Raw genomic sequence first — 25139 nt, 5'->3', positions numbered from 1 at the left:
GCGCTACTGGCGGTTTGGGAGAAGCGGGCTGGATTGGGAAGGGGCTTTAGCCCGCGACCGCGTTTCGCCAGCGAAGAAAAATCCGCGTCTGTATCCTTGGCGGATAAGCCCTGTGATCCCCCCGCGGTGAATTCCGGCAACCGCCAAAAAGAACCGGGCGAACGATGGGAGCCGGAGTTGCAAGCACTGGATACGCTGGATCTGGGTGCGGCCACTGACGACGCGCCCTGGTCCGAGGACGCGCTGAGCGCCATTGATGATCAGGGCGGGAGCGATGACAAACCGGCCGGCAGCGAGCTGAAAATCGTACCGCTTTCAGAAGCCCATCAGACGAAGCTCGACGGTGATCACGTGCCTGATACCCGTCCTGCTACGCGACGGGCGCCCACCCCGCCGCCTGCGAAGAGGTCCCTGCCTGACCTGAGCCTGCTGGATCCGGCTGAAAGCAAGAAGGCGCTGGGCTACAGCGCCGAGCAGTTGGAGTCCATGTCGCGCCTGCTGGAGGCCAAGCTCAAGGACTTTGGGGTAGTGGCCGAGGTGGTCGAAGTGAATCCGGGCCCGGTGATCACCCGGTTTGAAATTCAGCCCGCCCCCGGGGTGAAAGTCAGCAAAATTTCCAATTTGGCCAAGGACTTGGCCCGCTCCATGGCGGTGCTCAGTGTGCGAGTGGTGGAGGTCATCGCCGGCAAGTCGGTGGTGGGCATCGAAATTCCCAACGAAAGCCGCGAGGTGGTGCGCCTCAGCGAGGTCCTTGACTCCAACGCCTACGGCAAGGCCAGCGCCAAGCTCAGCCTGGCGCTGGGCAATGACATTGCCGGCAACCCGGTGGTGGTCAACCTGGCCAAGATGCCCCACCTGCTGGTAGCCGGTACCACCGGTTCCGGTAAGTCGGTGGGGGTCAACGCCATGCTGCTCAGTCTGCTGTTCAAGGCCACCCCCGACGAAGTGCGGCTGATGATGGTCGACCCGAAGATGTTGGAGCTTTCCATTTACGACGGAATTCCTCATCTGCTTACGCCGGTGATCACCGACATGAAGGAGGCGGCCACGGGGCTGCGCTGGTGTGTCGGAGAGATGGAGCGCCGTTACAAGCTGATGGCCAAGCTCGGGGTGCGCAACCTGGCCGGCTTCAATGACAAGCTTCGCGAGGCGCGCGCGGCGGGAGAACCGATTTTCGACCCGCTCTGGAACCCGGAGGAGGAGGGGCTGGAGCCCGGCGCCCCGGCGCCTGAGCTGGAGCCGCTGCCCTATATCGTGGTGGTGGTTGACGAGTTTGCCGACATGATGATGATCGTCGGCAAAAAGGTGGAAGAGCTGATCGCCCGTATCGCCCAGAAGGCGCGGGCGGCGGGGATTCACCTGATCCTGGCCACCCAGCGTCCCTCCGTGGATGTCATTACCGGTCTGATCAAGGCCAACGTGCCGACCCGGATCGCGTTTCAGGTCTCTTCGAAGATTGATTCTCGCACCATTCTCGATCAGAGCGGCGCCGAGAACCTGCTCGGCTACGGCGATATGCTGTACCTGCCCGCCGGCTCCAGCATGCCGGTGCGGGTGCACGGGGCCTTCGTGGCCGACGAGGAGGTGCACAGGGTGGTCGAGGCCTGGAAGGCCTGGGGACCGGCGGAGTTCGTTGAAGAGATTCTGCAGGGGGCTGTGGATGGCGACTATACCCAGGGCAGCACCGGCGGACTGTTTGAAGAAGAGGACGACCCGCTTTACGACGAGGCGGTGGCCTTCGTGACCCAGAGCCGGCGCGCCTCGATCTCGTCGGTGCAGCGCAAATTGAAAATCGGTTATAACCGGGCCGCGCGGCTGGTGGAATCCATGGAAGCCGCGGGAGTGGTGAGTGAAGCCGCCCACAACGGCAGCCGCGAGGTGTTGGCCCCGCCCCCGGTGGAGGCCTGATGAGCAAAATGACTAAGGAGCGAGATGACTAAGGAGCGAGATGACTAGGTACCGTTTCCTGGGGCTGCTGGCCCTGCTGTGGGCCGGGGCTGCTTCAGGCGCGACGCCTGCCGAAAACCTCAATCGCCTGCTCTCCGGGTTCGAATCCCTGAGCGCCGATTTTGAACAGTTGGTGCTCGACAGCAGTGAAACCCGGCTTCAGGAGAGCCGGGGGCAGGTCAGCCTGCAGCGCCCCGGGCGCTTTCGCTGGCGCACCGAGGCACCGTTTCCCCAGCTGCTGGTATCTGACGGTGAGCAGCTCTGGCTTTACGACGAAGACCTGGAGCAGGTCACCCAGCAGTCTCTGGATCAGCGCTTGACCAATACCCCGGCACTGCTGCTCAGCGGCGATCTCTCTGCGCTGGACAACGCGTTTGATATCCAGGGGCCGGCCGAGGGAGAGAGCGGGGTCTTCAGCCTGCGGCCCAGAGACGACAGTGCCCAGTTTGTGGTGATGCGGCTCTACCTGGAGGCGGGCGTGCCCCGGGAGATGCAGCTCGAGGACAGCCTGGGTCAGAAAACCAGCCTGCTGTTCGACAATGTCGAGCTCAATCCGCCGTTGTCAGCGGAGGTGTTTACCTTCGAGGTTCCCCCCGGTGTTGACCTGATCGTGGAGTAGGGCGGCTGAGTATGGCAGTGGATCTGTTTTCCGATCAGGGGCCTGACGTGTACCAGCCCCTGGCGTTTCGCATGCGGCCCGCGACGCTGGATGAGTATGCGGGCCAGGCGCATATCCTGGGGCCGGGTAAGGCGTTGCGCACCGCCATTGAGCAGGGGCTGCCCCATTCCATGGTGCTCTGGGGCCCCCCTGGGGTGGGCAAGACCACCCTGGCGCGGTTGATTGCCGAGCGTTGCGACGCCCACTTCACCACTATTTCCGCGGTGCTTTCAGGGGTCAAGGAGATTCGCCAGGCCGTGGCCGAAGCGCAGCAGCTACGCGCCCAGTCCGGACGCAAGACCCTGTTGTTTGTCGACGAGGTTCACCGCTTCAACAAGTCCCAGCAGGACGCTTTTCTGCCCTACATCGAAGAGGGCACCTTTATCTTTATCGGCGCCACCACGGAAAACCCCTCTTTTGAGCTCAACAGCGCACTGCTCTCCCGGGCACGGGTCTACCTGCTCAAGAGTCTCGACGAGAACACCCTGGGGCAGCTGATCCGCCGTGCCCTGACCGACCCGGAGCGGGGGCTGGGTAAGCGGGACCTGCAGATTGACGATGCCAGTATTGAGCAGTTGGCCCGCGCCGCGGACGGTGACGGGCGCCGTGCGCTTAACCTGCTGGAAATCGCCGCGGATCTGGCCCGCTCCGAGGGGGAGGGGGAGCGCATCGATACCCAGGTGCTGGAGGAGGTGCTGCAGGCCTCGGGCCGCCGATACGACAAGCAGGGGGATATCTTTTATGACCAGATATCGGCCTTTCACAAGTCGGTGCGGGGCTCGTCCCCGGACGGCGCCCTTTACTGGTTCGCCCGCATGCTCGACGGCGGCTGTGATCCGCTCTACGTGGCTCGGCGTTTGCTGGCAATCGCCTCCGAGGATATCGGCAATGCCGATCCCCGGGCCATGGAGGTGGCGTTGAACGCCTGGGACGCGTTCGAGCGCCTGGGCCCGGCCGAGGGCAACCGCGCCATCGCCCAGGCGGCGGTCTACTGTGCCTGCGCCCCCAAGAGCAACGCGGTGTACCGGGCCTTCAACCAAGCGTTGGCTGATGTTGCCAAAGATTCCTCCTATGAAGTCCCGCCGCATTTGCGCAACGCGCCCACCGCCCTGATGGGGGAGCTCGGGTACGGCAAGGAGTACCGCTATGCCCACGATGAAGAGAACGCCTTTGCGGCCGGCGAGTGTTACCTGCCGGAGGCGGTGCACCAGCGCCGTTACTATCACCCTGAACCGCGGGGGCTTGAAATCAAGATCGGGGAGAAGCTGCGTCACTTGGCCGAACTGGATCGTAACAGCGGGCGCCGCCGCTATGAGGAGTAGGAGGGGCTTTTGCACCTGATCTACATCGCCCTGGGGGGCGCCTTGGGGGCGCTGGCGCGTTATTGGCTCAGCGGCTTTGTGGTCAACAATACCGACCACTACCTGCCGTTGGGCACGCTGACGGTGAATGTGCTCGGCTCGCTGCTGATGGGGGCCTGTTTCGTGCTGATCATCGAGAAATCCCAGTGGCCTCCCGAGTTCCGTCAGCTGGCGATGGTAGGCTTTCTGGGGGCCTTCACCACCTTCTCCACCTTCTCGCTGGAGACCGTGACCCTGATACAGGAGGGTCATATCATCCCGGCGGCAATTTATATATTATTGAGCGTTCTTTGCTGCGTGGCGGCGCTGGCCGCTGGCATCTGGTTTTTCCGTCTGTTGTTGTGAACCCCAAGATAAGGCTTTTTACTTCCCATGCTTGACCCGAAACTGCTCCGTAGTGATATCGATTCCGTGGCCCAGGCGCTCGTCAAAAAAGGCTACCGCCTTGACGTTGAGCGCTTCAACGAGCTGGAAGCGGCGCGGCGACGCCTGCAGAGCGAAACCGAGCAGCTGCAGGGCCAGCGTAAGCAGCAGGCCGCGAAGATCGGACAGGCGGCCAAGGCCGGCGAGGATATCGCCCCGCTGAAAGCCGAGGGGGAGCGCATCAAGCAGTCTCTGGAGTCGCTGGCCGGTGAGTTTCGTACCGTCCAGGCCCAGCTTGACGAGCTCCTGATGGGGGTGCCGAACGTTCCCGATAGCTCGGTGCCGGCCGGCGAAACCGAGGATGACAATGTCCTGGTGCGTACCTGGGGTGAGCCGACAACCCTGGACTTCACCCCCAAGGACCACGTGGACCTGGGTGCCCGCGACGGCCTGCTGGATTTTGAAACGGCGGCCCGCATTACCGGTTCGCGCTTTGCCGTCATGCGTGGTCCCATGGCGCGGCTGCACCGGGCGCTGACCCAGTTCATGCTGGATGTGCAGACCCAGGAGCATGGCTACCAGGAAGTGTACGTCCCCTACCTGGTGAACGCCGACAGCCTGCGGGGCACAGGCCAGCTGCCCAAGTTTGAAGCGGACCTGTTTAAGATTCCCGGCGAGAATGACTTCTACCTGATTCCCACGGCTGAAGTGCCGGTGACCAATATCGGCCGCGATCAGATCATCGATGCCGCCGCCCTGCCGCTGAAGTTTACCAGCCACACGCCCTGTTTTCGCAGCGAGGCGGGGAGCTACGGCAAGGATACCCGGGGCATGATCCGCCAGCACCAGTTCGAGAAGGTGGAGCTGGTGCAGATGGTGGAGCCGACCCGTTCCATGGAGGCCCTGGAGGAGCTGACAGGCCATGCCGAGGCCATCTTGCAGAAGCTGGGGCTGCCCTACCGGGTGGTGGTGCTCTGCGGCGGCGACCTGGGCTTCTCCGCCACCAAGACCTACGACCTGGAGGTCTGGTTACCGGGGCAGCAAAAATACCGGGAGATCAGCTCCTGCAGCAACATGGGCGATTTCCAGGCGCGTCGCATGCAAGCACGCTGGCGTAATCCGGAAACCGGCAAGCCGGAGCTGCTGCACACCCTGAATGGCTCGGGCCTGGCGGTGGGGCGGACCCTGGTGGCGATTCTGGAAAATTACCAGACCGCAGAAGGGCGCATCCGGGTACCCGAAGCGCTGCAGCCTTACATGGGTGGCGTAAGCGAGATCTGATGACCGGGACGAGTCCTGTATTCTGAAAGAGGCCCCACAGGGCCTCTTTTGCGTTATGTGCCTTGCACTTTTCCGCGATGGGGTGGGCGTCAGGCGTTTAACCCTTGATCTCGATCGTTCATTAACGCCGGTCCCCGTGCTAGTCTTCTGCGAAGTGACGTTGAGTTGTTCCGAACGGACGCTATCTATCCTCTGTACCCCGGAGTAAGGCTGTCAAGGAATGCGTATGAAGTTAAAAATCCTGCCGTGGCTGATGCTGGTCTCATTGCCGGTATGGGGGGATTTCTACGAAGGGCTGGAGGCCTACGAGCGGGGCGATCACACGACGGCACTAAAAGCCTGGCGATCCTTGGCCATCCAGGGCAACGCCAGTGCGCAGTATGACCTCGGACTGGTCTATTTGAGTGCGCAGGGTCCGGAGCGCGACCCGGTTAAGGCGGCCTACTGGTTCCGTAAGGCAGCCGCGCAAAAACTACCCCGTGCCCAGTCGATGCTGGGAACCCTCTACGAGCAGGGGCTGGGGGTTGCCCGTGATTACCGGCAGGCGGCTTCGCTATACCGCCAGGCCGGCGAGGGCGGGGACCCGTTGGGTCAGTACCGTCTAGGCGTGCTTTACCACGACGGCCTGGGAATTGCGCCCGATTTCGCCCAGGCGGCCCTCTGGCTGCGGCACGCGGCCGAACGCGGCCTGGCGCCGGCCCAGTATCAGCTGGCCACCCTCTACTACAACGGCAAAGGTGTTCCCCGCCGTTACACCGAGGCCCTCAAATGGCACCGCCGCGCCGCCGGCCAAGGCTATGTTGACTCCCTGATATCCCTCGGCCTGATGCACTTCAAGGGCGAAGGGGTCGACAAGGATTACCTGCAGGCTTACAGCTGGTGGAGCCTGGCGGTCGCCGGAGGGGACCAGCAGTCACTCAAGGCGCGGGATGCTGTGGCGGCGATGCTCTCGGAACAGCAGCTTGCGGAAGCTCAGCGTATCGTCGAAGAGCGGCGGCAAAAAATTTTTGACGAAAGCTGAAGCGCGCGCCGCTCCCCCCATTGGCCTGCATAGCTTTCCTTTCCTTACCTGCAACACCAGAGTACGCAGGGATGCGTATTAACCCATCCCCCTCTCCGGGAGGTTGTGTTCCCCTTTAGCGTCGCTGCCTCAGCGTGAGAATGGCCTGGATTGATGTGCCCGGGGCAACTTGCTAGCATGACGATTTTTTTTAAGGGATTTCCCTGATGTCGAACACCTGGATCGTCGCCGCAGAAAAAATTGTTAACGGGGAGGGCTTCCTGGACGGCTGCTTAGCGATTGAGCAGCGGTTAAAGACACAGGGCGTTGCAGTGGAGACGCTGACGATAGATCCGCTCAAAACCGACTGGCACAGTCCTCTTGCGGCGAATCATTTTCGCAGTGGTTGTGCGCCGGTGGAAGCCCTGGCGCGGGCGCGGCAACTGATCGTGGGTGGCGATGTCGAGGCGGTGGTGATCAGCGGCCATGAGCCCTTGGCCAGCGGTTATAGCCGCGAGGAGCGCCTTGAGCGGATGGCGATTTACGGCCCGGATTGCCCGCTGACCCAGGCCTACAACGATCTGGCCGAGTGCTTTATCAAGCGTCAGGGCGGGGACCGTGATCTCTTTATCCGTTGTCGGGACGCCCTCTATCAAAACTATCTTCGCACCTACCGGAAGGCCGGTCATCCGGTGCATCGCTTGCCGGCGGCGCGCTGGCTGGAACCGGTGACGCCGCTGTTTCGGGGCGTGGATTGCGCCAATCCGGTAGTCGATTTCGAGGGGCGGGTACTGTTGTGTAATGACCGCGTGCTGAAGGCGCTCAAACCGGCGGCGCTACCGCTGCTGCTGAAAGGGGTGGGGCTGGGGCTGCTGGCGGAGGATGGCCCCGGCGCGATGGAGGCCATTTGCGATTACCGACACCTGCAACAGGCTTTTGATGAGTGTGTCGCGCAGGCTGGGGTCGATGTCGCCGCAGCCGTCAAAGACGAGCGCCTGCTGCTGGAGGTCTACAGCTGCTACCCGGTGGTTCCCATGGCTTTTCTGCTCAGCACCGGCATCGCGTCGAACCTGACCTGTTTGCCAGAGCTGCTGGAGAAACTTCCGGTAACCGTCACTGGCGGCATGAACTTGGCGCGCGCGCCTTGGAACAACCCGGCGTTGAACGGACTGGTGGATCTCTGCGCCGAAATCAGGGCCCAGGGAAAGCACGGCGGGGTGCTGCATGCCAACGGGGGGCTCGGGTACCGACAGGGTGTCGCGTTGCTGAGCTGCGCTTCTTAGCGCCCCGCCGCGGCATCGGCAGGCTGGTCAGGCTTGGAAAAGGCGTCCCCCGGGCGGGTTAACGGTTGGCCCCGGATATTAGAGGGCGCTAGTATAGGGCGTTGATTTCAGGGAGCGGAAGAAATGGTTCGACTTCGCGTGCGCTCGCGCAGCTTCGTGGGGAGCTGTTTGGTATTAGCGCTGCTGATCGTTGGCACGGGCTATGGCTTGAAGAGCGTCAGGGACGCGCTGATCGCTGACCGCACCGAACAGTTGGCGAAGACGGTGCGCGAGGGCTATCTGCGGGTGGCGAATTACTACCAGCTCGCGGCAGGCGGTGATATGGCCATGGCGCGGGCTAGGCAGTCTGCGCTAGCGGCCCTGCAAGAGATGCGTCACGCCAGTAATGATTACTTCTGGGTGACCGATTACGATGCCCGTTTTCTGATGCACCCCATTAAGCCCGAACTGGTCGGACAGTTGTTGCCTACCCTGGACCCGGGCAGTAAAACCCCGCTGCACGGGCGTCTGGCGGTCCTGCTTCGCCAGCAGGGGTCTGGCTACTTGCATTATCACTGGCCCAAACCCGGTTCTGCCGAGCCGCTGGCGAAGGTCAGCTACGTGATCGGCTTCAAACCCTGGGGCTGGGGGATTGGCTCGGGGGTGTACGTGGATGACATTGACCGGGCGTTTTGGGTGGAAGTGCGAACCCTCGGGGCGATCGGTTTGATTCTGTTGGCGGTGCTGGCGCTCTTTTGGTTCGGTTTCCGGGGCGATCTTCTGCCCAGGGACCAGCGAACCCTTTTCCAGCAGCAGCGCCCGACCCGATGAGCGGCGGGCTGGTCGAGCGCGTCCGGGAGACCAGCCGACGGGCTCTCGCCAGCGGCGCGCTCGAGTCAATTAAAACGGAACGGCTGCTGATAGCGGACCCGAACTGGCCGTTCCAGGTCCGGATCCTCACCAGCCTGGCCAAGAAGCACGGTGTCTCTACCCGCCTTGCCCGCGCGCAGACGCAGGTGCACAACCCGTTTCTCAATCCTGAGCCTGCGCTGCTGGTCTGCGAGATGGGGAGCCGGTACCGCTGTGTGCTGAACAAGTTCAACGTCGTTGAGGACCATCTGCTGTTGGTCACTCGGCAGTTTGAGCCGCAGCAAGCCCCGCTTGAGGAAGCCGATTTCGACGTCTTGTTGAAGGCGATCGAGCAGATGCCGGGGCTGGGCTTTTTCAATGGGGGCCCAGGGGCCGGGGCCAGCCAGCCTCACCGGCACCTGCAGCTTGTCCCGGAGCACAGTTTGGGGCCACTTCCGGTCGATAAATGGCTGGCCCGGGGGCGGCCGTTGCCGTTTACTCACCGTTACCTATCATTTGATGGCGTGCCCGGAGCCGCACCGTTGAAGGCTTTCTATGATCAGGCGCTTATTGATCTCGGTCTGGCGCCGAATGCCCGGGGATTGCTCGGCCCCTACAATCTGCTGGTTACCCGCCAGTGGGCAATTCTCGTGCCGCGCCGCCAAGAGCGTTACCGGGGGCTTTCGGTCAACGCCCTGGGTTTTGCCGGCGCGCTGTTGCTGGCCAACCGCGAGCCCCTGCAGTGGCTGAAACGAGAGGGCATTGCGCCCCTGCTCAGAACCCTCAGCTGACCTTCAAACCCGTCCCGGCACAATGCTCAGTCCCGACGTAAACGGTCGGAAACTGCGATGGGGGATGGATAGTTGAAGATCACGATATAGGAGCTGACCAAGAAAGTCAGGATAGCGGTGGCCTGGATCACATGCGAGGCCTCGTCGCCGATCAGGGCGTTACCCGCCGCAAGGTAGGCAATCAACAATGAGAATTCGCTGATCTGTCCCAGCCGAAACCCGACTTCCCACGCCAGCTGGCGGCTTTCGCTGATCCGCATCAGCAAGAAGCGGAAAATTACCGGTTTGAGGAGCAGGATCAGCGCGGCCAGCGCCAGGGCGGGCAGGGCGATTTCATCCACCAGCGCTAGGTTGAAGCTGGCGCCGATGGAGAAGAAAAAGAGGATGAGGAAGAAGTCGCGCAGGGGTTTGAGGCTTTCGGCGATGTACTGGGAGATGGGGCTGGTGGCGAGGGCAACCCCGGCAACGAACGCGCCGATTTCTGCCGACAGACCGGCGAACTGGGCCGCCTCGGCTAACCCCAGGCACCAGCCGATGGCCAGCAGGAAAATGTATTCGTGAAAGCGGTCGAAACGTTGTAGGAGCGGCAGGATCGCGTACTTGACGATCCAGAAGGCCGCGACCACCAGCACCGGCAGCGCCGCCAGCGTTTTCAGGTAGGTGAGTAGCGAGGTGTCGCCGGCGCTGCCGCTGTAAAGCGCCAGCAGCACCATGATCGCGATGACATCCTGCAACAGCAGCAAGCCGACCACCAGTTCTCCGGTGTGTTTGTGATGCAAGACGGTGGTGGGTAGCAGCTTGATCCCGATGATGGTGCTCGAAAACATCACGGCCACCCCGATGATCAAGCTCTCGGTTTGGGTGTAGCCGAAAGCCAGCCCTGTACCGTAGCCGATAACGGCAAAGGCGATGGAGCTCAGCACCGCGACGAGTGTTGCCTTTTTCAGCATGTGGATGAGGTGGCTGGGCTGCATGTCCAGGCCGAGTAGGAACAGCAGGAAAATAATGCCGATCTCCGAGATATCGGAGAGTAGGCGGGTGTCGGAGACTAGCGAGAGGCAATAGGGGCCGAGAATGGCTCCCAGGGCAATGTAGGCGACCAGTAGCGGCTGCCGCGTATAGAGTGCGGCGGAAGCCAGTACCGCTGCGCCGGTGAAGATAAGGAAAAAGGAGAAAACCAGTGACTGCTCCATCTGTCGCTTCCTTGGCCGTTAGTACTGGGTGTCGGGGAGCTGTTGGCTCCGTTTTGACACCGTTCGAAGGGTTAGATTTTGATGTGAATCCAGGATCGCCGGGCCCAAATATAGGAAAAAACCACCGAGGATAGGGCCCGGTGAAGCAATTGTACCAGCCAGATACCGAGTAGGCCGCCTCCCAGGTAAGGGCCGACCAGCCACGCCAGGGGTAGATAAAAACCCCATTGTCCAAGGGATGTGACCGCCATGACCGTGCGGTTGGCGCCGGCCCCCAGCAGCGCCTGGGTGAAAACGATGGCGGCAGTGTCCAGGCAGATGGCAAGACAGGTGAGCTGTAGCGGCAGCACGGCGCGCTCGATCAGGGCTGGATCGCGAATGAACACCCCCAGAATGGCCTCCGGAAACAAAACCAGTGGCACGCTCAGGGTCATCAGCACCAGTGTTGCCAGTTTGACGATATCCCAACCCCACTGGCAGGCCTGTTCTGGCTGCCGGCGACCGAGGGCCTGGCTGACCAGGGTGGTGGCGGCCATTCCCAGGCCCACCGCCGGTAAGATGAGAAACAGGGCCAGGTGAATCAGCACGTGGGCGATGGCGAGTTCGTCGGTACCGATACGGGCGATGATCCAGAACAGCATAGTCACGCTGATGGCAAACATCAGTTGCTGCAGTGAAACGGGCAGCGAGAGCCGGAGCATGCCGGCGATCTCGTCAATGGCGGGCATGCGTCGCAAAAAGCCGTTTTGACGGGCGTTGCGCGCTGTCATCAGGGCGCAGAGGATTGCGCCGACCCAAAGCGCAAGGCTGGTTCCCAGGCCCGCTCCGGGAGCGCCCAGGCCGGCGTACCCAAAGGCGCCAAAAATCAGCACGTAGCTCAGGGCGACGTTGAGCAGATGGGTCACCACCAGAATGCGAAGATAAACCAGCGAGCGGTTGATCCCGTTCCAGTACCCGCGAAAGCAGACGTTGAGTCCCACGGCCAGAATTGCGAGCGTGCGGTATTCGAAATAGGGAACGGCGGCGGCCGTGACCTCAGGTGCGTCGCTGATAAGCCCGACGAGACCGCTGGCGCCCTGGTGGGCGATCAGGGTCAGGGGCAGGCAGAGCAGCAGCGCCAGTAGCAAACCACCGTTAAGGGGCAGTGCTGCTTCGTGGTGCCGGCCTTCACCCCGGCGCCGTGCCACGAGGGTCTGGACCCCCGCAGAGAGTCCGATGACGAGGGCTACCACCATGAAGTTGGCATAACTGCCTATACCCACCCCTGCCAACGCGTGCCCCCCGAGCGCGCCTACCATAGCGGTGTCGACCAGGTTGAGAAGGCTCTGGGAGAGCATGCCGCCGATAATGGGTACCCCGAGAGCGAGAATGGCGTTCAGGCGCTGTCGATCGATGGCTAGTTGCAAGTGAGCTCCACTCAAGGGCGTAAACGGGCCATTCTATCAGATAAGCCTTGACCGTGGAGGCGCGGGAAGTGGAGGGAATATCTGACTAAAGGGGTAGGGTTCATTCTTGTTGATGAATGGCATAGAATGGTCGAACAAACGATCAAACCAATGGGTTACAAGTCAGCTATGCAAAATTTGGACATTACCATTACCGAAAGCGCCCAGGACTACCTTGCCGAGTTGCTGGCCAAGCAGGAGGTCGTGGGAATCGGGGTACGGATGTTTGTCACCCAGCCCGGCACGCCCTATGCCGAAACCTGTCTGGCTTACTGCCGGCCGGAGGAGGTGAACGAGCAGGACGAGGTGATGGAGCTGCCCAAGTTTCGTGTCTACCTGGAGCCCAACAGTCTCAAGTACCTGGAAGAAGCGCTGGTCGACTACGCAGCGGATCGCATGGGCGGCCAGCTGACCATCAAAGCCCCCAACGCCAAGGTCCCCAAGGTCAGTCCTGACAGTCCGATCGAGGACCAGATCAACTACGTCCTGTACAGCGAGATCAACCCGGGGCTGGCAGCTCACGGCGGTGAGGTTTCCTTGATTGAGGTGCTCTCAGAGGAGCAGGGCGAGGTGGCGGTGCTGCGCTTCGGCGGCGGTTGCCAGGGGTGCAGCGCGGTGGATATGACGCTCAAGGACGGGGTGGAAAGCACCCTGGTGGCCAAAATACCCGGTTTGGTGGCGGTGCGGGATGTCACCGATCACTCGGTTACTGAGAACGCCTATTACAAGTAGCCCGTCGCCAGGGGGCTGTGCTCAGCTTCTTGGTGAGTATCGCGACAAAATACAGAGATAAAAAAAGCTGCCCGAGGGCAGCTTTTTCTTTGCGGGTGTGGGATCAGCCCGGGTAGTCGCGCTGGTTCGGACCCGTGTACAGCTGACGCGGGCGACCGATTTTGTTGGGGCTGGAGTGGAACTCGTTCCAGTGAGAGATCCAGCCAATGGTCCGGGACAGGGCGAAGATCACGGTAAACATGTTGGTGGGAATACCGATCGCCTTGAGAATGATGCCGGAGTAGAAGTCGACGTTCGGGTAGAGCTTGCGCTCGACGAAGTATTCGTCCTCGAGGGCGATGCGCTCGAGTTCCTTGGCGATCTTCAGCAGCGGATCGTTCTCCAGTCCCAGCTCCTTGAGTACCTCGTCGCAGGAGATTTTCATCACTTTGGCGCGGGGGTCGAAGTTGCGGTAAACCCGGTGACCGAAGCCCATCAGACGGAACGGATCGTTGGGATCTTTGGCCTTGGCGACGAACTCGGGGATGTTCTCGGCGTCGCCGATCTCCTCGAGCATGTTCAGTACCGCTTCGTTGGCTCCGCCGTGGGCCGGTCCCCAAAGCGCGGCGATGCCGGAGGCGATACAGGCGAAGGGGTTGGCACCGGAGGAACCCGCCAGACGCACGGTTGACGTCGATGCATTCTGCTCGTGGTCGGCGTGGAGGATAAAGATCTTATCCATTGCCCGAGCCAGTACGGGGTTGGGCTTGTACTCTTCACAGGGCGTGCCGAACATCATGTACAGGAAGTTTTCTGCATAAGACAGCTCGTTACGCGGGAACATGAAGGGCTGACCCAGAGAATACTTGTAACACATGGCCGCGATGGTCGGGATCTTGGCGATCAGGCGGAACGCGCAAACTTCCCGGTGGTGGGCATCGTTGATGTCCAGGGAGTCGTGGTAAAACGCAGAAAGCGCGCCTACTACGCCGCACATGATGGCCATGGGGTGAGCGTCACGACGGAAACCGTTGAAGAAGTGGCTCAACTGCTCGTGAACCATGGTGTGGTTCTTGACGGTGTTGACGAACTTTTCTTTCTGTTCGGCGTTGGGCAGCTCGCCGTTCAGCAGCAGGTAGCATACTTCCATGTAGTCTGACTTATTAGCCAGCTGTTCGATCGGGTAGCCACCGTGCAGCAGTACGCCGTTGCCGCCATCGATATAAGTAATGGCTGAGTCACAGGCGGCGGTGGACATAAAACCGGGATCGTAGGTAAACAGTCCGTTGCTGACCAGGGCGCGCACATCGACGACGTCAGGACCCTCGGTGCCATGCAGCACGGGCAGTTCAATGGTCTCCTCGATACCGTCGACCTTCAGGTATGCTTTTTTGTCAGCCATAGCGGCTCCTATCATCTCGTTATTTGTAGTTTTTAAACCCTGCAGGGGAGCGCATCCGCCGCGAAAATAAGGGCGGGCGAAGGGGCTCGGATTCAAAGTCGTACCCACTATAGAGTCAAAAAACTCAAAGTCAATTAAACCAAAAGTCGCTTTTTTCGCATCGCAACATGGTGCTTTTTAGCATCAAAGTGCGGGGCTAAAAATGCCCTTTTGGTTGTAGGCTGGGTTTGTTTGGAGTGTCTGTCGGTCAAGGGGTTAGACCTTTGGAGAAGGGGGAGGGCGTTTGTTTTCCAGAGGGCATATGCGTATACTCGTCCCGCTAAGTTCAGGCCGGTAGGCGTGTTTTGCCGCACTCTGACCAGCCGGGCTTCCCTGTCAGCACGTCCTTCTAATCAACCCTGAAGCCAGGGCCAATAGAGTGTGAATTAGAGCCGTGAATAAAATTAGACCTGTAAATTTAGACCTACGTACCATCAAGCAGCCCTTGCCGGCAATATCGTCGATTTTGCACCGCGTTACCGGTGTGATCCTGTTTGTCGGGATCGCATTTATGCTGTTCGCTTTCGACCTGTCGCTGGAGTCTCAGCAGGGTTTTGATGCTGTTGTCGATATGTTCGAAAACAGCTTCTTTGCCAAGCTGATTACCTGGGGGCTTGTGTCCTGCCTTTTGTACCACCTGTTCGCCGGTGTTAAGCATCTGATCATGGATTGCGGCTACTGCGAAGAGCTGGAGAGTGGAACCCTGGCTGCCAAGGTGACCCTGGGCGCGGGTGTCGCAGCCGTTATTCTTTCGGGGGTTTGGGTATGGTAACTAACGTCACTACGATTACGAGTTTCGGCCGCAGCGGCCTCTATGACTGGATGATTCAGCGGGCAACCGCGGTCGTGTTGCTGGTTTATACGCTGTTTATCCTCGGCTACGTGTTTTTCAATCCCGACATGGATTACCTTCAGTGGCGGGCGCTGTTCGATCAGACCTGGGTGCGCGTGTTCTCCCTGCTGGCCTTGCTTTCCGTCGGGGCTCATGCATGGATCGGGCTGTGGAGTGTCTCCACTGACTACATCAAACCCACAGGGCCTCGCTTCCTGTTCCAGGTGATCTGTGGAACAGCGATGTTTGCTTTCCTGGTGTGGGGTGTTCAGGTTCTTTGGGGATTATAAGTGATGTCTAACCTACGTACGCTTAGCTTTGATGCCATCGTAATCGGCGGTGGCGGCGCCGGCATGCGCGCCGCCCTCCAGTTGGCTCAGTCAGGCTTGAAAACCGCCTGTGTAACAAAGGTTTTTCCGACTCGTTCGCACACGGTTTCCGCCCAGGGCGGAATCACTTGTGCCATCGCCAGCGCTGATCCCAATGATGACTGGCGCTGGCACATGTACGACACCGTCAAGGGGTCGGACTATATTGGTGACCAGGACGCGATTGAATACATGTGCAGCGTTGGTCCCCAGGCTGTTTTCGAACTGGATCACATGGGGCTGCCGTTCTCACGCACCGAGTCCGGGCGCATCTACCAGCGTCCCTTTGGTGGTCAGTCCAAGAATTTTGGCGAGGGCGGTCAGGCTGCGCGCACTTGTGCCGCTGCCGACCGTACCGGCCACGCGCTGCTGCATACGCTTTACCAGGCTAACCTGAAGGCTGGCACTACCTTCCTGAACGAGTGGTACGCGGTGGACCTGGTGAAGAACCAGGCGGGTGCTGTGGTGGGTTGTATCGCCATCTGCATCGAGACCGGCGAAACCGTTTACATCAAGGCTGCTGCCACTGTCTTCGCGACCGGTGGTTCCGGGCGCATCTACCAGTCCACCACCAATGCCCTGATCAACACCGGCGACGGTGTTGGCATGGCGCTGCGCGCCGGCTTCCCAGCCCAGGATATGGAAATGTGGCAGTTCCACCCCACCGGCATCGCCGGCGCCGGCGTGCTGGTGACCGAGGGTTGTCGTGGTGAGGGTGGCTACCTGATCAACAAGGACGGCGAGCGCTTCATGGAGCGTTACGCCCCCAACGCCAAAGACCTGGCCGGCCGCGACGTGGTGGCTCGCTCCATGGTACTGGAGATCCTCGACGGCCGCGGTTGTGGTCCCGATGGTGATCACGTGTTCCTGAAGCTCGACCACCTGGGTGAAGAAGTGCTGCACAGCCGTCTGCCCGGTATCTGCGAGCTGTCCAAGACCTTTGCCCATGTGGACCCGGTGAAAGAGCCGATCCCCGTGGTGCCCACCTGCCACTACATGATGGGCGGTATTCCTACCAACGTGGGCGGTCAGGCGCTGACCGTCGATGCCGATGGCAACGATAAAGAGATCGAAGGTCTCTATGCCTGCGGTGAGGTGGCCTGTGTGTCCGTGCACGGTGCTAACCGTCTGGGCGGCAACTCGCTGCTGGATTTGGTGGTCTTTGGTCGCTCTGCCGGTATGCAGATCGAGAAGACGCTGAAGGAAGGCTACTCCGCCATGGACGCCTCCGAGTCCGATATCGATGCGGCGATGGCCCGTTTGGATCGCCTCAACAACAGCACCGGTGGCGAGAGTGTGGCCGAGGTTCGCGGCGAGCTTCAGAAGACCATGCAGCTTTACTTCGGGGTGTTCCGCGAAGGCGAGTCCATGCAGAAGGGTCTGAAAATGCTCAAGGAAATTCGTGAGCGTGTCGCCAATACCCACCTGGAGGACAAGAGCCAGGCCTTCAACACTGCGCGAATCGAGGCGCTGGAGCTTGAGAACCTGATGGAAGTGGCTGAAGCGACTGCTATTGCGGCTGAGGAGCGTAAGGAGAGTCGTGGTGCTCACGCCCGTAACGACTTTACCGAGCGCGACGACGAGAACTGGCTGAAACACTCGCTGTTCTTCCCCGGTGAGAAGCGGGTTGGCAAGCGTGATGTTAACTTTGCGCCCAAGACCGTTGAAGCCTTTGCGCCCAAGGCGCGTACCTACTAAGGGGGATATGACATGCTGGTAAGTGTATATCGTTACAATCCCGAGGTTGATGATGCGCCTTACATGCAGGATATCCAGATCGATATCCCGGGTGGAAAAGACATCATGGTGCTGGATCTGCTCCAGCTGCTCAAGGACAAGGACCCGACGCTGGGCTACCGCCGTTCCTGTCGTGAGGGGGTCTGTGGCTCCGATGGCATGAATATCAACGGTAAGAACGGTCTGGCGTGCATCACGCCGCTGTCGGCGGTGGTGAAGGACGACAAGCTGGTGCTGCGTCCGCTTCCTGGGCTGCCGGTTATTCGCGACCTGGTCGTGGATATGAGTCAGTTCTACGAGCAGTACGAGAAGATCAAGCCCTACCTGATCAACGATACGCCGCCGCCGGCCATCGAGCGGTTGCAGTCGCCCGAAGAGCGGGAAGAGCTGGACGGGCTCTACGAGTGTATTCTGTGTGCCTGCTGTTCAACCTCCTGTCCCTCCTTCTGGTGGAACCCGGACAAGTTTATCGGGCCCTCCGGTCTGCTGCAGGCCTACCGGTTCCTGGCTGACAGCCGGGATACCGCAACCCGTGAGCGTCTGGCTGGCCTGGATGATCCGTTCAGCGTTTTCCGCTGCCATGGCATCATGAACTGCGTGGATGTGTGCCCCAAGGGCCTTAACCCCACCAAGGCAATCGGTAAAATCCGGAATATGCTGCTGCAACAGGCAACCTGATCCGCTAAGCCATTAAAAAATGGTGCGCTTTGCGCACCATTTTTTTTGCCCTTGAGCTCCCTCCGGGAGGGGCGGTTGGGGGCGGTGTTTTTTTACGGCTTTGGTCCTGGGCTCGGTAACCCCGGAAACCTGATCAAGGCTTTAGTTTGTAAGTAGAAAGCATTATATTTACACGCCGCTAAGTGCTGTACACTTGGCGCCGGACGCTACCAGGGGCCTTTCGATAAGGGTCCTGGATAACAACTGAAAATCATATAAAGGGGGCGGCGTTCCCCGAGTAGCCTGGCTTAAGCCCGGTCTTTCGCTTCGTCAGTCGGTGAAAACAAGGTTGTCCAGCTAACGGCAGCACGTCCCCTATGTACAGGGTCATCTAGAATGCAAGAAGGCATCATGGAGCTGATGTGGAAGAGCTCCCACCTGGGTGGTGGAAACCTCTCCTACGTCGAAGAACTTTACGAGAGTTTCCTGCGAGATCCCAACTCCGTGCCTCAGGGCTGGCGCGAAGAGTTCGAAAAGCTCCCCCGGGTGCAGGAGACCGTGACTCAGGACGTTCCTCACTCCACCATCCGCGAGCACTTCCTCTACCTCTCCAAAAATCAGCATCGCGGTGCTCATGCCGCGCCTGTCGCCAGTGTCAGCTCCGAGCACGAAAAGAAGCAGGTTCGTGTTCTGCGCATGATCAACGCCTACCGTGTTCGGGGGCACCAGCACGCCCAGATCGACCCGCTGGGGCTGATGGAGCGACAGCAGGTGCCGGATCTGGATCTCCATTTTCATGAGCTATCGGCGGCAGACCTGGACACCACCTTCCAGCTGGGTTCGTTGTTTTTCGGCCCGGAAGAAGCGCCGCTCAAAGACATCCTGGATGACCTGAACCGCACCTATTGCACCACCGTCGGCGCTGAATTCATGCATATCGTCGACACGCAGGAGAAGCGCTGGATTCAGCAGCGTCTGGAGCCGGTACGGTGCCACCCCCAGTTCGAGCCGGATTACCGGCGCCATATCCTCGAGCGACTGACCGCGGCCGAGGGACTCGAAAAGTACCTGGGCTCCCGCTTTGCCGGCGCCAAGCGTTTTGGCCTTGAAGGTGGCGAGAGCCTGATTCCCTGCATGGATGAACTGATCCAGCGGGCGGGTAAAGCCGGCGCCAAGGAAGTCGTCATTGGCATGGCGCACCGGGGCCGCCTCAACGTACTGGTCAACACCTTCGGCAAGAACCCCCGGGATCTGTTTGAAGAGTTCGAAGGCAAGCGCCTGCTGGATACCTCAGGCGACGTGAAGTACCACCAGGGCTTCTCGTCCAATGTCACCACGCCAGGCGGCGAGGTGCACATTGCGCTGGCCTTCAACCCGTCCCACCTGGAGATCGCATCTCCGGTGGTAGAAGGCTCCGTGCGGGCACGCCAGGATCGTCGTGAAGACCCTGACGGTGATCTGGTGCTGCCCATCACCATTCATGGCGACCAGGCCTTCGCCGGCCAGGGCGTAGTGATGGAAACCCTGCAGATGTCCCAGACCCGTGCCTACAAGACCGGCGGCACGGTTCACGTGGTGATCAACAATCAGGTCGGCTTTACCACCAACAAGCGTGAAGACAGCCGCTCCACCGAGTACTGCACCGACGTCGCCAAGATGGTCCAGGCGCCGATTTTCCACGTCAACGGTGACGATCCCGAGGCGGTGGCCTTCGTCACCCAGGTGGCACTGGACTACCGTAACGAGTTCAAAAAAGACGTAGTCATTGACCTGGTCTGCTACCGGCGTCGCGGGCATAACGAAGCGGATGAACCCTCCGGGACCCAGCCGCTGATGTACAAGAAGATCAAGACCCAGAAGAGCACCCGTACCCTGTACGCCGAGAAGCTCATCGCCGAAGGCGTGGTGTCCGAAGATGAAAGCAAGGCGCTGGAAGCGGATTACCGCCGCTCACTGGAGGATGGTCGCCACGTCGCCAAATCCCTGGTGACCGAGCCTAACGAAAAGCTCTTCGTCGACTGGACGCCTTATATCGGTCATGACTGGGAGCATCATTGCGATACCCAGGTTGACCCCGAGCTGATCAAAGAACTATCTGGCAAACTGGTTAACGTACCCGAGGGTTTCGTTGTGCAGCGCCAGGTCGCCAAGATCATTGAAGACCGCAAGAAAATGGGTGCGGGCGCGATGGCCATTAACTGGGGGTTCGCCGAAACCATGGCCTACGCCACGCTGCTGGCCGAGGGACACCCGGTACGCCTGACCGGCCAGGATGTCGGGCGGGGTACCTTCTCCCACCGTCACGCGGTGCTGCACAATCAGAAAGATGCCAGCACCTACGTGCCGTTGCAGAATCTGGGGGCGGACCAGCCGCGGATGACCATTTACGACTCCTTCCTCTCCGAGGAGGCGGTGCTGGCCTTTGAATACGGTTACGCGACTACCATGCCCAACGCGCTGGTAATCTGGGAAGCCCAGTTTGGTGATTTCGCCAACGGCGCCCAGGTGGTGATTGACCAGTTCATTACCTCCGGCGAGCACAAGTGGGCCCGCCTGTGTGGGCTGACCATGCTGCTGCCCCACGGCTACGAGGGGCAGGGGCCCGAGCACAGCTCGGCGCGCCTGGAGCGCTACCTGCAGCTGTGCGCCGAGCACAACATCCAGGTCTGCGTGCCCACCACCCCGGCCCAGGTGTTCCATATGCTGCGCCGTCAGGTGATCCGTCCGCTGCGCAAGCCCCTGATCGTGATGTCGCCCAAGAGTCTGCTGCGTCATAAGCAGGCAATCTCCACCCTGGATGAGTTGACTAGCGGTCACTTCCAGCCGGTGATTCCCGAGGTGGACGCGCTGGATGCGGACAAGGTCAAGCGGGTGGTGCTCTGTAGCGGCAAGGTCTACTACGACCTTTATAACAAACGCGCAGCCGACGGTGTTGAGGATGTGGCCATCGTCCGTATCGAACAGCTCTATCCGTTCCCGGAAAACGACCTGGCCCAGGCGCTTGAGCCCTACAAGAACACCGAGAAAGTCATCTGGTGCCAGGAAGAGCCCCTTAACCAGGGCGCTTGGTACTGCAGCCAGCATCACATGCGCCACGTTCTGCAGGGGCTGTTCCCGCAGCTGAACCTTGAGGTTTCGGCCCGCGCCGCTTCGGCAGCACCGGCCTCGGGCTATATGTCCCAGCATGTGGAAGAGCAGGAAAAACTGGTTCACGACGCGATCTACGCTTAACAGGTTGGTGGCTACCACCTGACTACGATAAAGAAGGAAGTGACATGTCAATCGAAATCAAAGCACCAACTTTCCCTGAGTCCGTTGCCGACGGTACCGTGGCAACCTGGCACAAGCAGCCCGGAGAAGCGGTTTCCCGCGATGAGCTGATCGTCGATATCGAGACCGACAAGGTGGTTCTCGAGGTGGTAGCCCCCGCCGACGGTTCTATCGCCGAAATCATCAAGGGCGAGGGGGACACCGTGCTCAGCGATGAGGTGATCGCGCGGTTTGAGGCGGGCGCTGCCCCGGCCGCAAACAACGGTGACGCCGCCGCGGCTACCGCGCCGGCCGCCGAGGCGGAAGACGCAGGCGAGGCCGGCGTCGGTCCCGCCGCCCGTAAACTGCTGGAAGAGAATAACCTGGACGCCTCCCAGGTACCCGGCACCGGCAAAGGTGGCCGCGTGACCAAGGAAGACGTGGTTAACTACCTGAAGAACAAGCCGGCAGCCCCCGCTGCTGCGCCGGCCCCCGCCCCGGCGCCCGTTGCGATCGCCGCTGGCGAGCGGGTTGAGAAGCGGGTGCCCATGACCCGCCTGCGGGCCACCATCGCTAAGCGGCTGGTGGAAGCGCAACAGAATGCGGCCATGCTGACCACCTACAACGAGGTCAACATGAAGCCGGTGATGGAACTGCGCAAGCAGTACAAGGACCTTTTTGAGAAGACCCACAACGGCACCCGCCTGGGCTTCATGTCCTTCTTCGTCAAAGCCGCCACCGAGGCCCTCAAGCGCTTCCCCGCGGTCAATGCCTCCATCGACGGTAACGACATCGTCTACCATGGCTACCAGGACATCGGCGTCGCCGTTTCTACCGAGCGTGGCCTGATGGTGCCCGTGCTGCGTGACACCGACGGCATGGGGCTGGCCGATGTCGAAGCGGCTATTGCCGATTTCGGTAAGCGCGGCCGTGATGGCAAGCTGGGCATTGAAGACATGCAGGGCGGCACCTTCACCATCACCAACGGCGGTGTCTTTGGTTCTCTGATGTCGACGCCGATTCTGAACCCGCCGCAGACCGCGATCCTGGGTATGCACAAGATCCAGGAGCGCCCCATGGCGGTTAACGGACAGGTGGAAATTCTGCCGATGATGTACCTGGCCCTTTCTTACGATCACCGTATGATCGACGGCAAGGATGCCGTACAGTTCCTCGTCACCATCAAGGATCTGCTTGAAGATCCGGCACGTATGCTGCTGGATGTCTAACGATACAAACCCACAAGGTTATTGATAGGAAACTTCGGACATGTCTCAAAAATTTGATGTTGTCGTAATCGGTGCGGGCCCCGGCGGGTATGTGGCGGCGATCCGTGCCGCCCAGCTGGGCCTGAACACCGCTTGCGTCGAGAAATGGGTTAACGACCAGAACCAGACCGTTTTGGGCGGGACCTGTTTGAACGTGGGCTGTATTCCCTCCAAGGCGCTGCTCGACAGCACTCACAAGTTCCACATGGCCCACAGCGAGTTCAAGGCGCACGGCATCCACACCGGTGATGTTTCCATGGACGTGCCGGCCATGATCAAACGCAAGGACCAGATCGTTAAAAACCTCACCGGCGGCATCGCCGGGCTGTTCAAGGCCAACGGCGTAACCTTGCTGGAAGGTACCGGCAAGGTGCTGGCCAACAAGCAGGTCGAAGTCAGCAAGAAAGACGGCGGCACCGAGGTTGTTGATGCCGAGAACGTGATCATCGCCGCAGGCTCCGTGCCGGTGAACATTCCCCCGGCGCCCCTGACCGAAGGGCTGATCCTGGACAACGAGGGTGCCCTGGAAATCACCGAAACACCCAAGCGCCTGGGCGTCATCGGTGCCGGCGTCATCGGCCTGGAAATGGGCTCTGTCTGGGCTCGCCTAGGCTCCGAAGTGACGGTTCTGGAAGCGATGGAAGAGTTCCTGCCGTTCTGTGACAAGGACCTGGCCAAGGACGCCCAGAAGACCCTTAAGAAGCAGGGCCTGGACATTCGCCTGGGCGCCCGGGTAACCGGCACCGAGGTGAAGGGCCAGGAAGTTACGGTCAAGTACACCGACGCCAAGGGTGAGCAGGAGATCGTGGTCGACAAGCTGATCGTCGCCGTCGGTCGTCGTCCCTACACCGAAGGGCTGCTGGCCGGTGACTGTGGCGTCCAGCTGGACGAGCGCGGTTTCATCTCCGTGGACGGACAGTGCCGCACCAGCGTACCTGGCGTCTACGCCATCGGTGACGTGGTGCGAGGCCCGATGCTGGCCCACAAGGCGTCCGAAGAGGGCATCATGGTGGCCGACATCATCCACGGTCACAAGGCACAGATGAACTACGACTGCATTCCCGGCATCATCTACACCCACCCTGAGCTGGCCTGGGTCGGAAAGACTGAGCAGGAGCTCAAGGCCGAGGGTGTCAAGATCAAGGTCGGTAAGTTCCCCTTCGCAGCCTCCGGGCGTGCCATGGCGTCTCACGACACTGAGGGTTTCGTCAAGATCATCGCGGACGAAGAGACCGACCGTATCCTGGGTTGCCACATCGTCGGCGGCCAGGCCGGTGAACTCATCGCCCAGGCGGTGATCGCCATGGAGTTCGGCTCCAGCACCGAAGATCTGCAGCTGACTGTGTTCGCCCACCCCACGGTGTCCGAGGCGATTCACGAAGCGGCACTGGCCTGCGACAACCACGCCATTCACGTGGCCAATCGCAAAAAGCGCTAAACGGTATCAAGTTTCGGCCGCCCCCGGGCGGCCGACGAGTATCTGTAAAGGTGCTCACATCGGTGGCTGCACGGGTCGGCCACAGACTTTCAATGACTGAAAACACAACGGATCAATAGCATGAATCTTCACGAGTATCAGGGAAAACAGCTGTTTGCCCAGTACGGTTTGCCGGTATCCAAGGGGGAGGCCGTTGAAACTCCCAAAGAAGCAGCCGAAGCGTGCAAGCGCATCGGCGGCGATAAGTGGGTTGTTAAGGCCCAGGTCCACGCCGGTGGCCGTGGTAAGGCCGGCGGTGTCAAGCTGGTTGATACCCCTGACGAAGCCAAGGCATTCGCCGAGAAGTGGCTTGGCGAGCGTCTGGTGACCTACCAGACCGACGAAAACGGCCAGCCGGTCAGCAAGATTCTGGTAGAGACCTGCACCGATATCGATCAGGAACTGTACCTGGGTGCGGTGGTTGACCGTTCTACCCGCCGTATCGTATTCATGGCCTCTACTGAGGGCGGTGTTGAGATCGAGAAGGTTGCTGAGGAGACCCCCGAGAAGATCCTCAAGGCTACCATCGATCCGCTGGTAGGCCCTCAGCCTTACCAGGGCCGCGAGCTGGCCTTCAAACTGGGCCTCAAGGGCGACCAGATCAAGCAGTTCGTCAAGATCTTCCTGGGTCTGGCGACCATGTTCGAAGAGAAGGATCTGGCGCTGCTGGAGATCAACCCCCTGGTTGTCACCGACGCCGGCAACCTGCACTGCCTGGACGCCAAGGTGGTCATCGACTCTAACGCCACTTACCGTCACAAGGATCTGCAGGAAATGCACGATCCGTCCCAGGACGACGAGCGTGAAGCCCACGCCGCCAAGTGGGAACTGAACTACGTGGCCCTGGACGGCACCATCGGCTGCATGGTCAACGGCGCGGGCCTGGCCATGGGTACCATGGACATCGTCAAGCTGCACGGCGGCTTCCCCGCCAACTTCCTGGACGTGGGCGGCGGCGCCACCAAGGAGCGCGTGGCCGAGGCGTTCAAAATCATCCTGTCTGACGATGCTGTCAAGGCGGTTCTGGTTAACATCTTCGGCGGTATTGTCCGCTGCGATCTGATCGCCGAAGGGATTATCGCTGCTGTTAAAGAAGTGGGCGTTGAAGTGCCCGTCGTGGTGCGCCTGGAAGGTAACAACGCCGAGCTGGGTGCCCAGGTACTGGCCGATTCCGGCCTGGATATCATCGCCGCTACCAGCCTGACTGACGCGGCTCAGCAAGCGGTTAAAGCAGCGGAGGGTAAATAAG

At 60.6% G+C, this 25139-nt stretch carries 20 protein-coding genes and 1 pseudogene; 18 read left to right on the top strand and 3 right to left on the bottom strand.

Annotated elements, in window-relative coordinates:
• Nucleotides 1-408 precede the first annotated feature (408 nt).
• The 9 genes and pseudogenes from JGZ97_RS18470 to JGZ97_RS08510 all read left to right on the top strand — a co-directional run.
• A pseudogene (locus JGZ97_RS18470) lies at nucleotides 409-1908 on the top strand (DNA translocase FtsK); the annotation flags it as partial.
• Nucleotides 1909-1948: 40 nt separating this feature from the next.
• The gene (lolA, locus tag JGZ97_RS08545) at nucleotides 1949-2566 is read left to right on the top strand and encodes an outer membrane lipoprotein chaperone LolA (RefSeq protein ID WP_207062197.1); all 618 of its coding nucleotides are present in this window, start codon (nucleotides 1949-1951) and stop codon (nucleotides 2564-2566) included.
• Nucleotides 2567-2577: 11 nt separating this feature from the next.
• Nucleotides 2578-3927, top strand: a complete 1350-nt coding sequence (locus JGZ97_RS08540) for a replication-associated recombination protein A (RefSeq protein WP_242521623.1) — start codon at nucleotides 2578-2580, stop codon at nucleotides 3925-3927.
• Between the two features lie 9 nt (nucleotides 3928-3936).
• Nucleotides 3937-4311: a fluoride efflux transporter CrcB gene (gene crcB, locus JGZ97_RS08535; RefSeq protein ID WP_207062196.1), complete on the top strand. Its 375-nt coding sequence runs from the start codon at nucleotides 3937-3939 to the stop codon at nucleotides 4309-4311.
• A gap of 27 nt (nucleotides 4312-4338) precedes the next feature.
• Nucleotides 4339-5610 (top strand): serine--tRNA ligase, encoded by a 1272-nt coding sequence (gene serS, locus JGZ97_RS08530; RefSeq protein ID WP_207062195.1) that lies wholly within the window; start codon nucleotides 4339-4341, stop codon nucleotides 5608-5610.
• Between the two features lie 226 nt (nucleotides 5611-5836).
• Nucleotides 5837-6631: a tetratricopeptide repeat protein gene (locus JGZ97_RS08525; RefSeq protein ID WP_207062194.1), complete on the top strand. Its 795-nt coding sequence runs from the start codon at nucleotides 5837-5839 to the stop codon at nucleotides 6629-6631.
• A gap of 206 nt (nucleotides 6632-6837) precedes the next feature.
• Nucleotides 6838-7893 carry a hypothetical protein gene (locus tag JGZ97_RS08520; protein WP_207062193.1) on the top strand — a complete coding sequence of 352 codons (1056 nt, stop codon included), beginning with the start codon at nucleotides 6838-6840 and terminating at the stop codon, nucleotides 7891-7893.
• Between the two features lie 123 nt (nucleotides 7894-8016).
• The gene (locus JGZ97_RS08515; RefSeq protein WP_207062192.1) at nucleotides 8017-8703 is read left to right on the top strand and encodes a cache domain-containing protein; all 687 of its coding nucleotides are present in this window, start codon (nucleotides 8017-8019) and stop codon (nucleotides 8701-8703) included.
• Entirely contained in the window at nucleotides 8700-9512 is an 813-nt protein-coding gene (locus JGZ97_RS08510; protein ID WP_207062191.1) for a DUF4922 domain-containing protein, read from the top strand. Before JGZ97_RS08515 ends, JGZ97_RS08510 begins: the two co-directional genes overlap by 4 nt.
• 26 nt (nucleotides 9513-9538) lie before the next feature.
• Here JGZ97_RS08510 and JGZ97_RS08505 read toward each other — a convergent pair whose 3' ends face one another.
• Both JGZ97_RS08505 and JGZ97_RS08500 read right to left on the bottom strand, forming a co-directional pair.
• Nucleotides 9539-10705 carry a cation:proton antiporter gene (locus JGZ97_RS08505; RefSeq protein ID WP_207062190.1) on the bottom strand — a complete coding sequence of 389 codons (1167 nt, stop codon included), beginning with the start codon at nucleotides 10703-10705 and terminating at the stop codon, nucleotides 9539-9541.
• A gap of 71 nt (nucleotides 10706-10776) precedes the next feature.
• Complete coding sequence (locus JGZ97_RS08500) at nucleotides 10777-12111, bottom strand: MATE family efflux transporter (protein ID WP_242521622.1); 1335 nt, start codon at nucleotides 12109-12111, stop codon at nucleotides 10777-10779.
• Between the two features lie 177 nt (nucleotides 12112-12288).
• Here JGZ97_RS08500 and nfuA point away from each other — a divergent pair, with 177 nt between their 5' ends.
• The gene (gene nfuA / locus JGZ97_RS08495; RefSeq protein ID WP_207062266.1) at nucleotides 12289-12882 is read left to right on the top strand and encodes a Fe-S biogenesis protein NfuA; all 594 of its coding nucleotides are present in this window, start codon (nucleotides 12289-12291) and stop codon (nucleotides 12880-12882) included.
• A 103-nt stretch (nucleotides 12883-12985) separates the two neighbouring features.
• Here the strand turns inward: nfuA and gltA are convergent, their stop codons facing one another.
• Nucleotides 12986-14263, bottom strand: a complete 1278-nt coding sequence (gene gltA, locus JGZ97_RS08490; RefSeq protein WP_207062189.1) for a citrate synthase — start codon at nucleotides 14261-14263, stop codon at nucleotides 12986-12988.
• Between the two features lie 433 nt (nucleotides 14264-14696).
• Between gltA and sdhC the strand changes: the two genes are divergently transcribed.
• The 8 genes from sdhC to sucC all read left to right on the top strand — a co-directional run bounded on the left by sdhC (nucleotide 14697) and on the right by sucC (nucleotide 25138).
• Nucleotides 14697-15074 carry a succinate dehydrogenase, cytochrome b556 subunit gene (gene sdhC, locus JGZ97_RS08485; protein WP_207062188.1) on the top strand — a complete coding sequence of 126 codons (378 nt, stop codon included), beginning with the start codon at nucleotides 14697-14699 and terminating at the stop codon, nucleotides 15072-15074.
• Entirely contained in the window at nucleotides 15068-15424 is a 357-nt protein-coding gene (gene sdhD, locus JGZ97_RS08480) for a succinate dehydrogenase, hydrophobic membrane anchor protein (RefSeq protein WP_207062187.1), read from the top strand. The genes sdhC and sdhD overlap by 7 nt, the downstream gene beginning before the upstream one ends.
• Before the next feature lie 3 nt (nucleotides 15425-15427).
• Nucleotides 15428-17200: a succinate dehydrogenase flavoprotein subunit gene (gene sdhA / locus JGZ97_RS08475; protein WP_207062186.1), complete on the top strand. Its 1773-nt coding sequence runs from the start codon at nucleotides 15428-15430 to the stop codon at nucleotides 17198-17200.
• A gap of 12 nt (nucleotides 17201-17212) precedes the next feature.
• Nucleotides 17213-17917: a succinate dehydrogenase iron-sulfur subunit gene (locus tag JGZ97_RS08470; RefSeq protein WP_207062185.1), complete on the top strand. Its 705-nt coding sequence runs from the start codon at nucleotides 17213-17215 to the stop codon at nucleotides 17915-17917.
• A gap of 375 nt (nucleotides 17918-18292) precedes the next feature.
• Nucleotides 18293-21127: a 2-oxoglutarate dehydrogenase E1 component gene (locus JGZ97_RS08465; RefSeq protein WP_207062184.1), complete on the top strand. Its 2835-nt coding sequence runs from the start codon at nucleotides 18293-18295 to the stop codon at nucleotides 21125-21127.
• A 44-nt stretch (nucleotides 21128-21171) separates the two neighbouring features.
• Nucleotides 21172-22374 (top strand): 2-oxoglutarate dehydrogenase complex dihydrolipoyllysine-residue succinyltransferase, encoded by a 1203-nt coding sequence (gene odhB, locus JGZ97_RS08460; protein WP_207062183.1) that lies wholly within the window; start codon nucleotides 21172-21174, stop codon nucleotides 22372-22374.
• Nucleotides 22375-22414: 40 nt separating this feature from the next.
• Entirely contained in the window at nucleotides 22415-23851 is a 1437-nt protein-coding gene (lpdA, locus tag JGZ97_RS08455) for a dihydrolipoyl dehydrogenase (protein WP_207062182.1), read from the top strand.
• Between the two features lie 120 nt (nucleotides 23852-23971).
• Entirely contained in the window at nucleotides 23972-25138 is a 1167-nt protein-coding gene (gene sucC, locus JGZ97_RS08450; protein ID WP_207062181.1) for an ADP-forming succinate--CoA ligase subunit beta, read from the top strand.
• The last annotated feature ends 1 nt before the right edge of the window (nucleotide 25139 follow it).

This window comes from Motiliproteus sp. SC1-56 (assembly GCF_017309075.1).
In the GTDB taxonomy this organism is placed as follows: domain Bacteria; phylum Pseudomonadota; class Gammaproteobacteria; order Pseudomonadales; family Balneatricaceae; genus Motiliproteus.
Note: the sequence above shows the minus strand (reverse complement) of the source record. Positions and strands in the feature narration are given on the sequence as shown.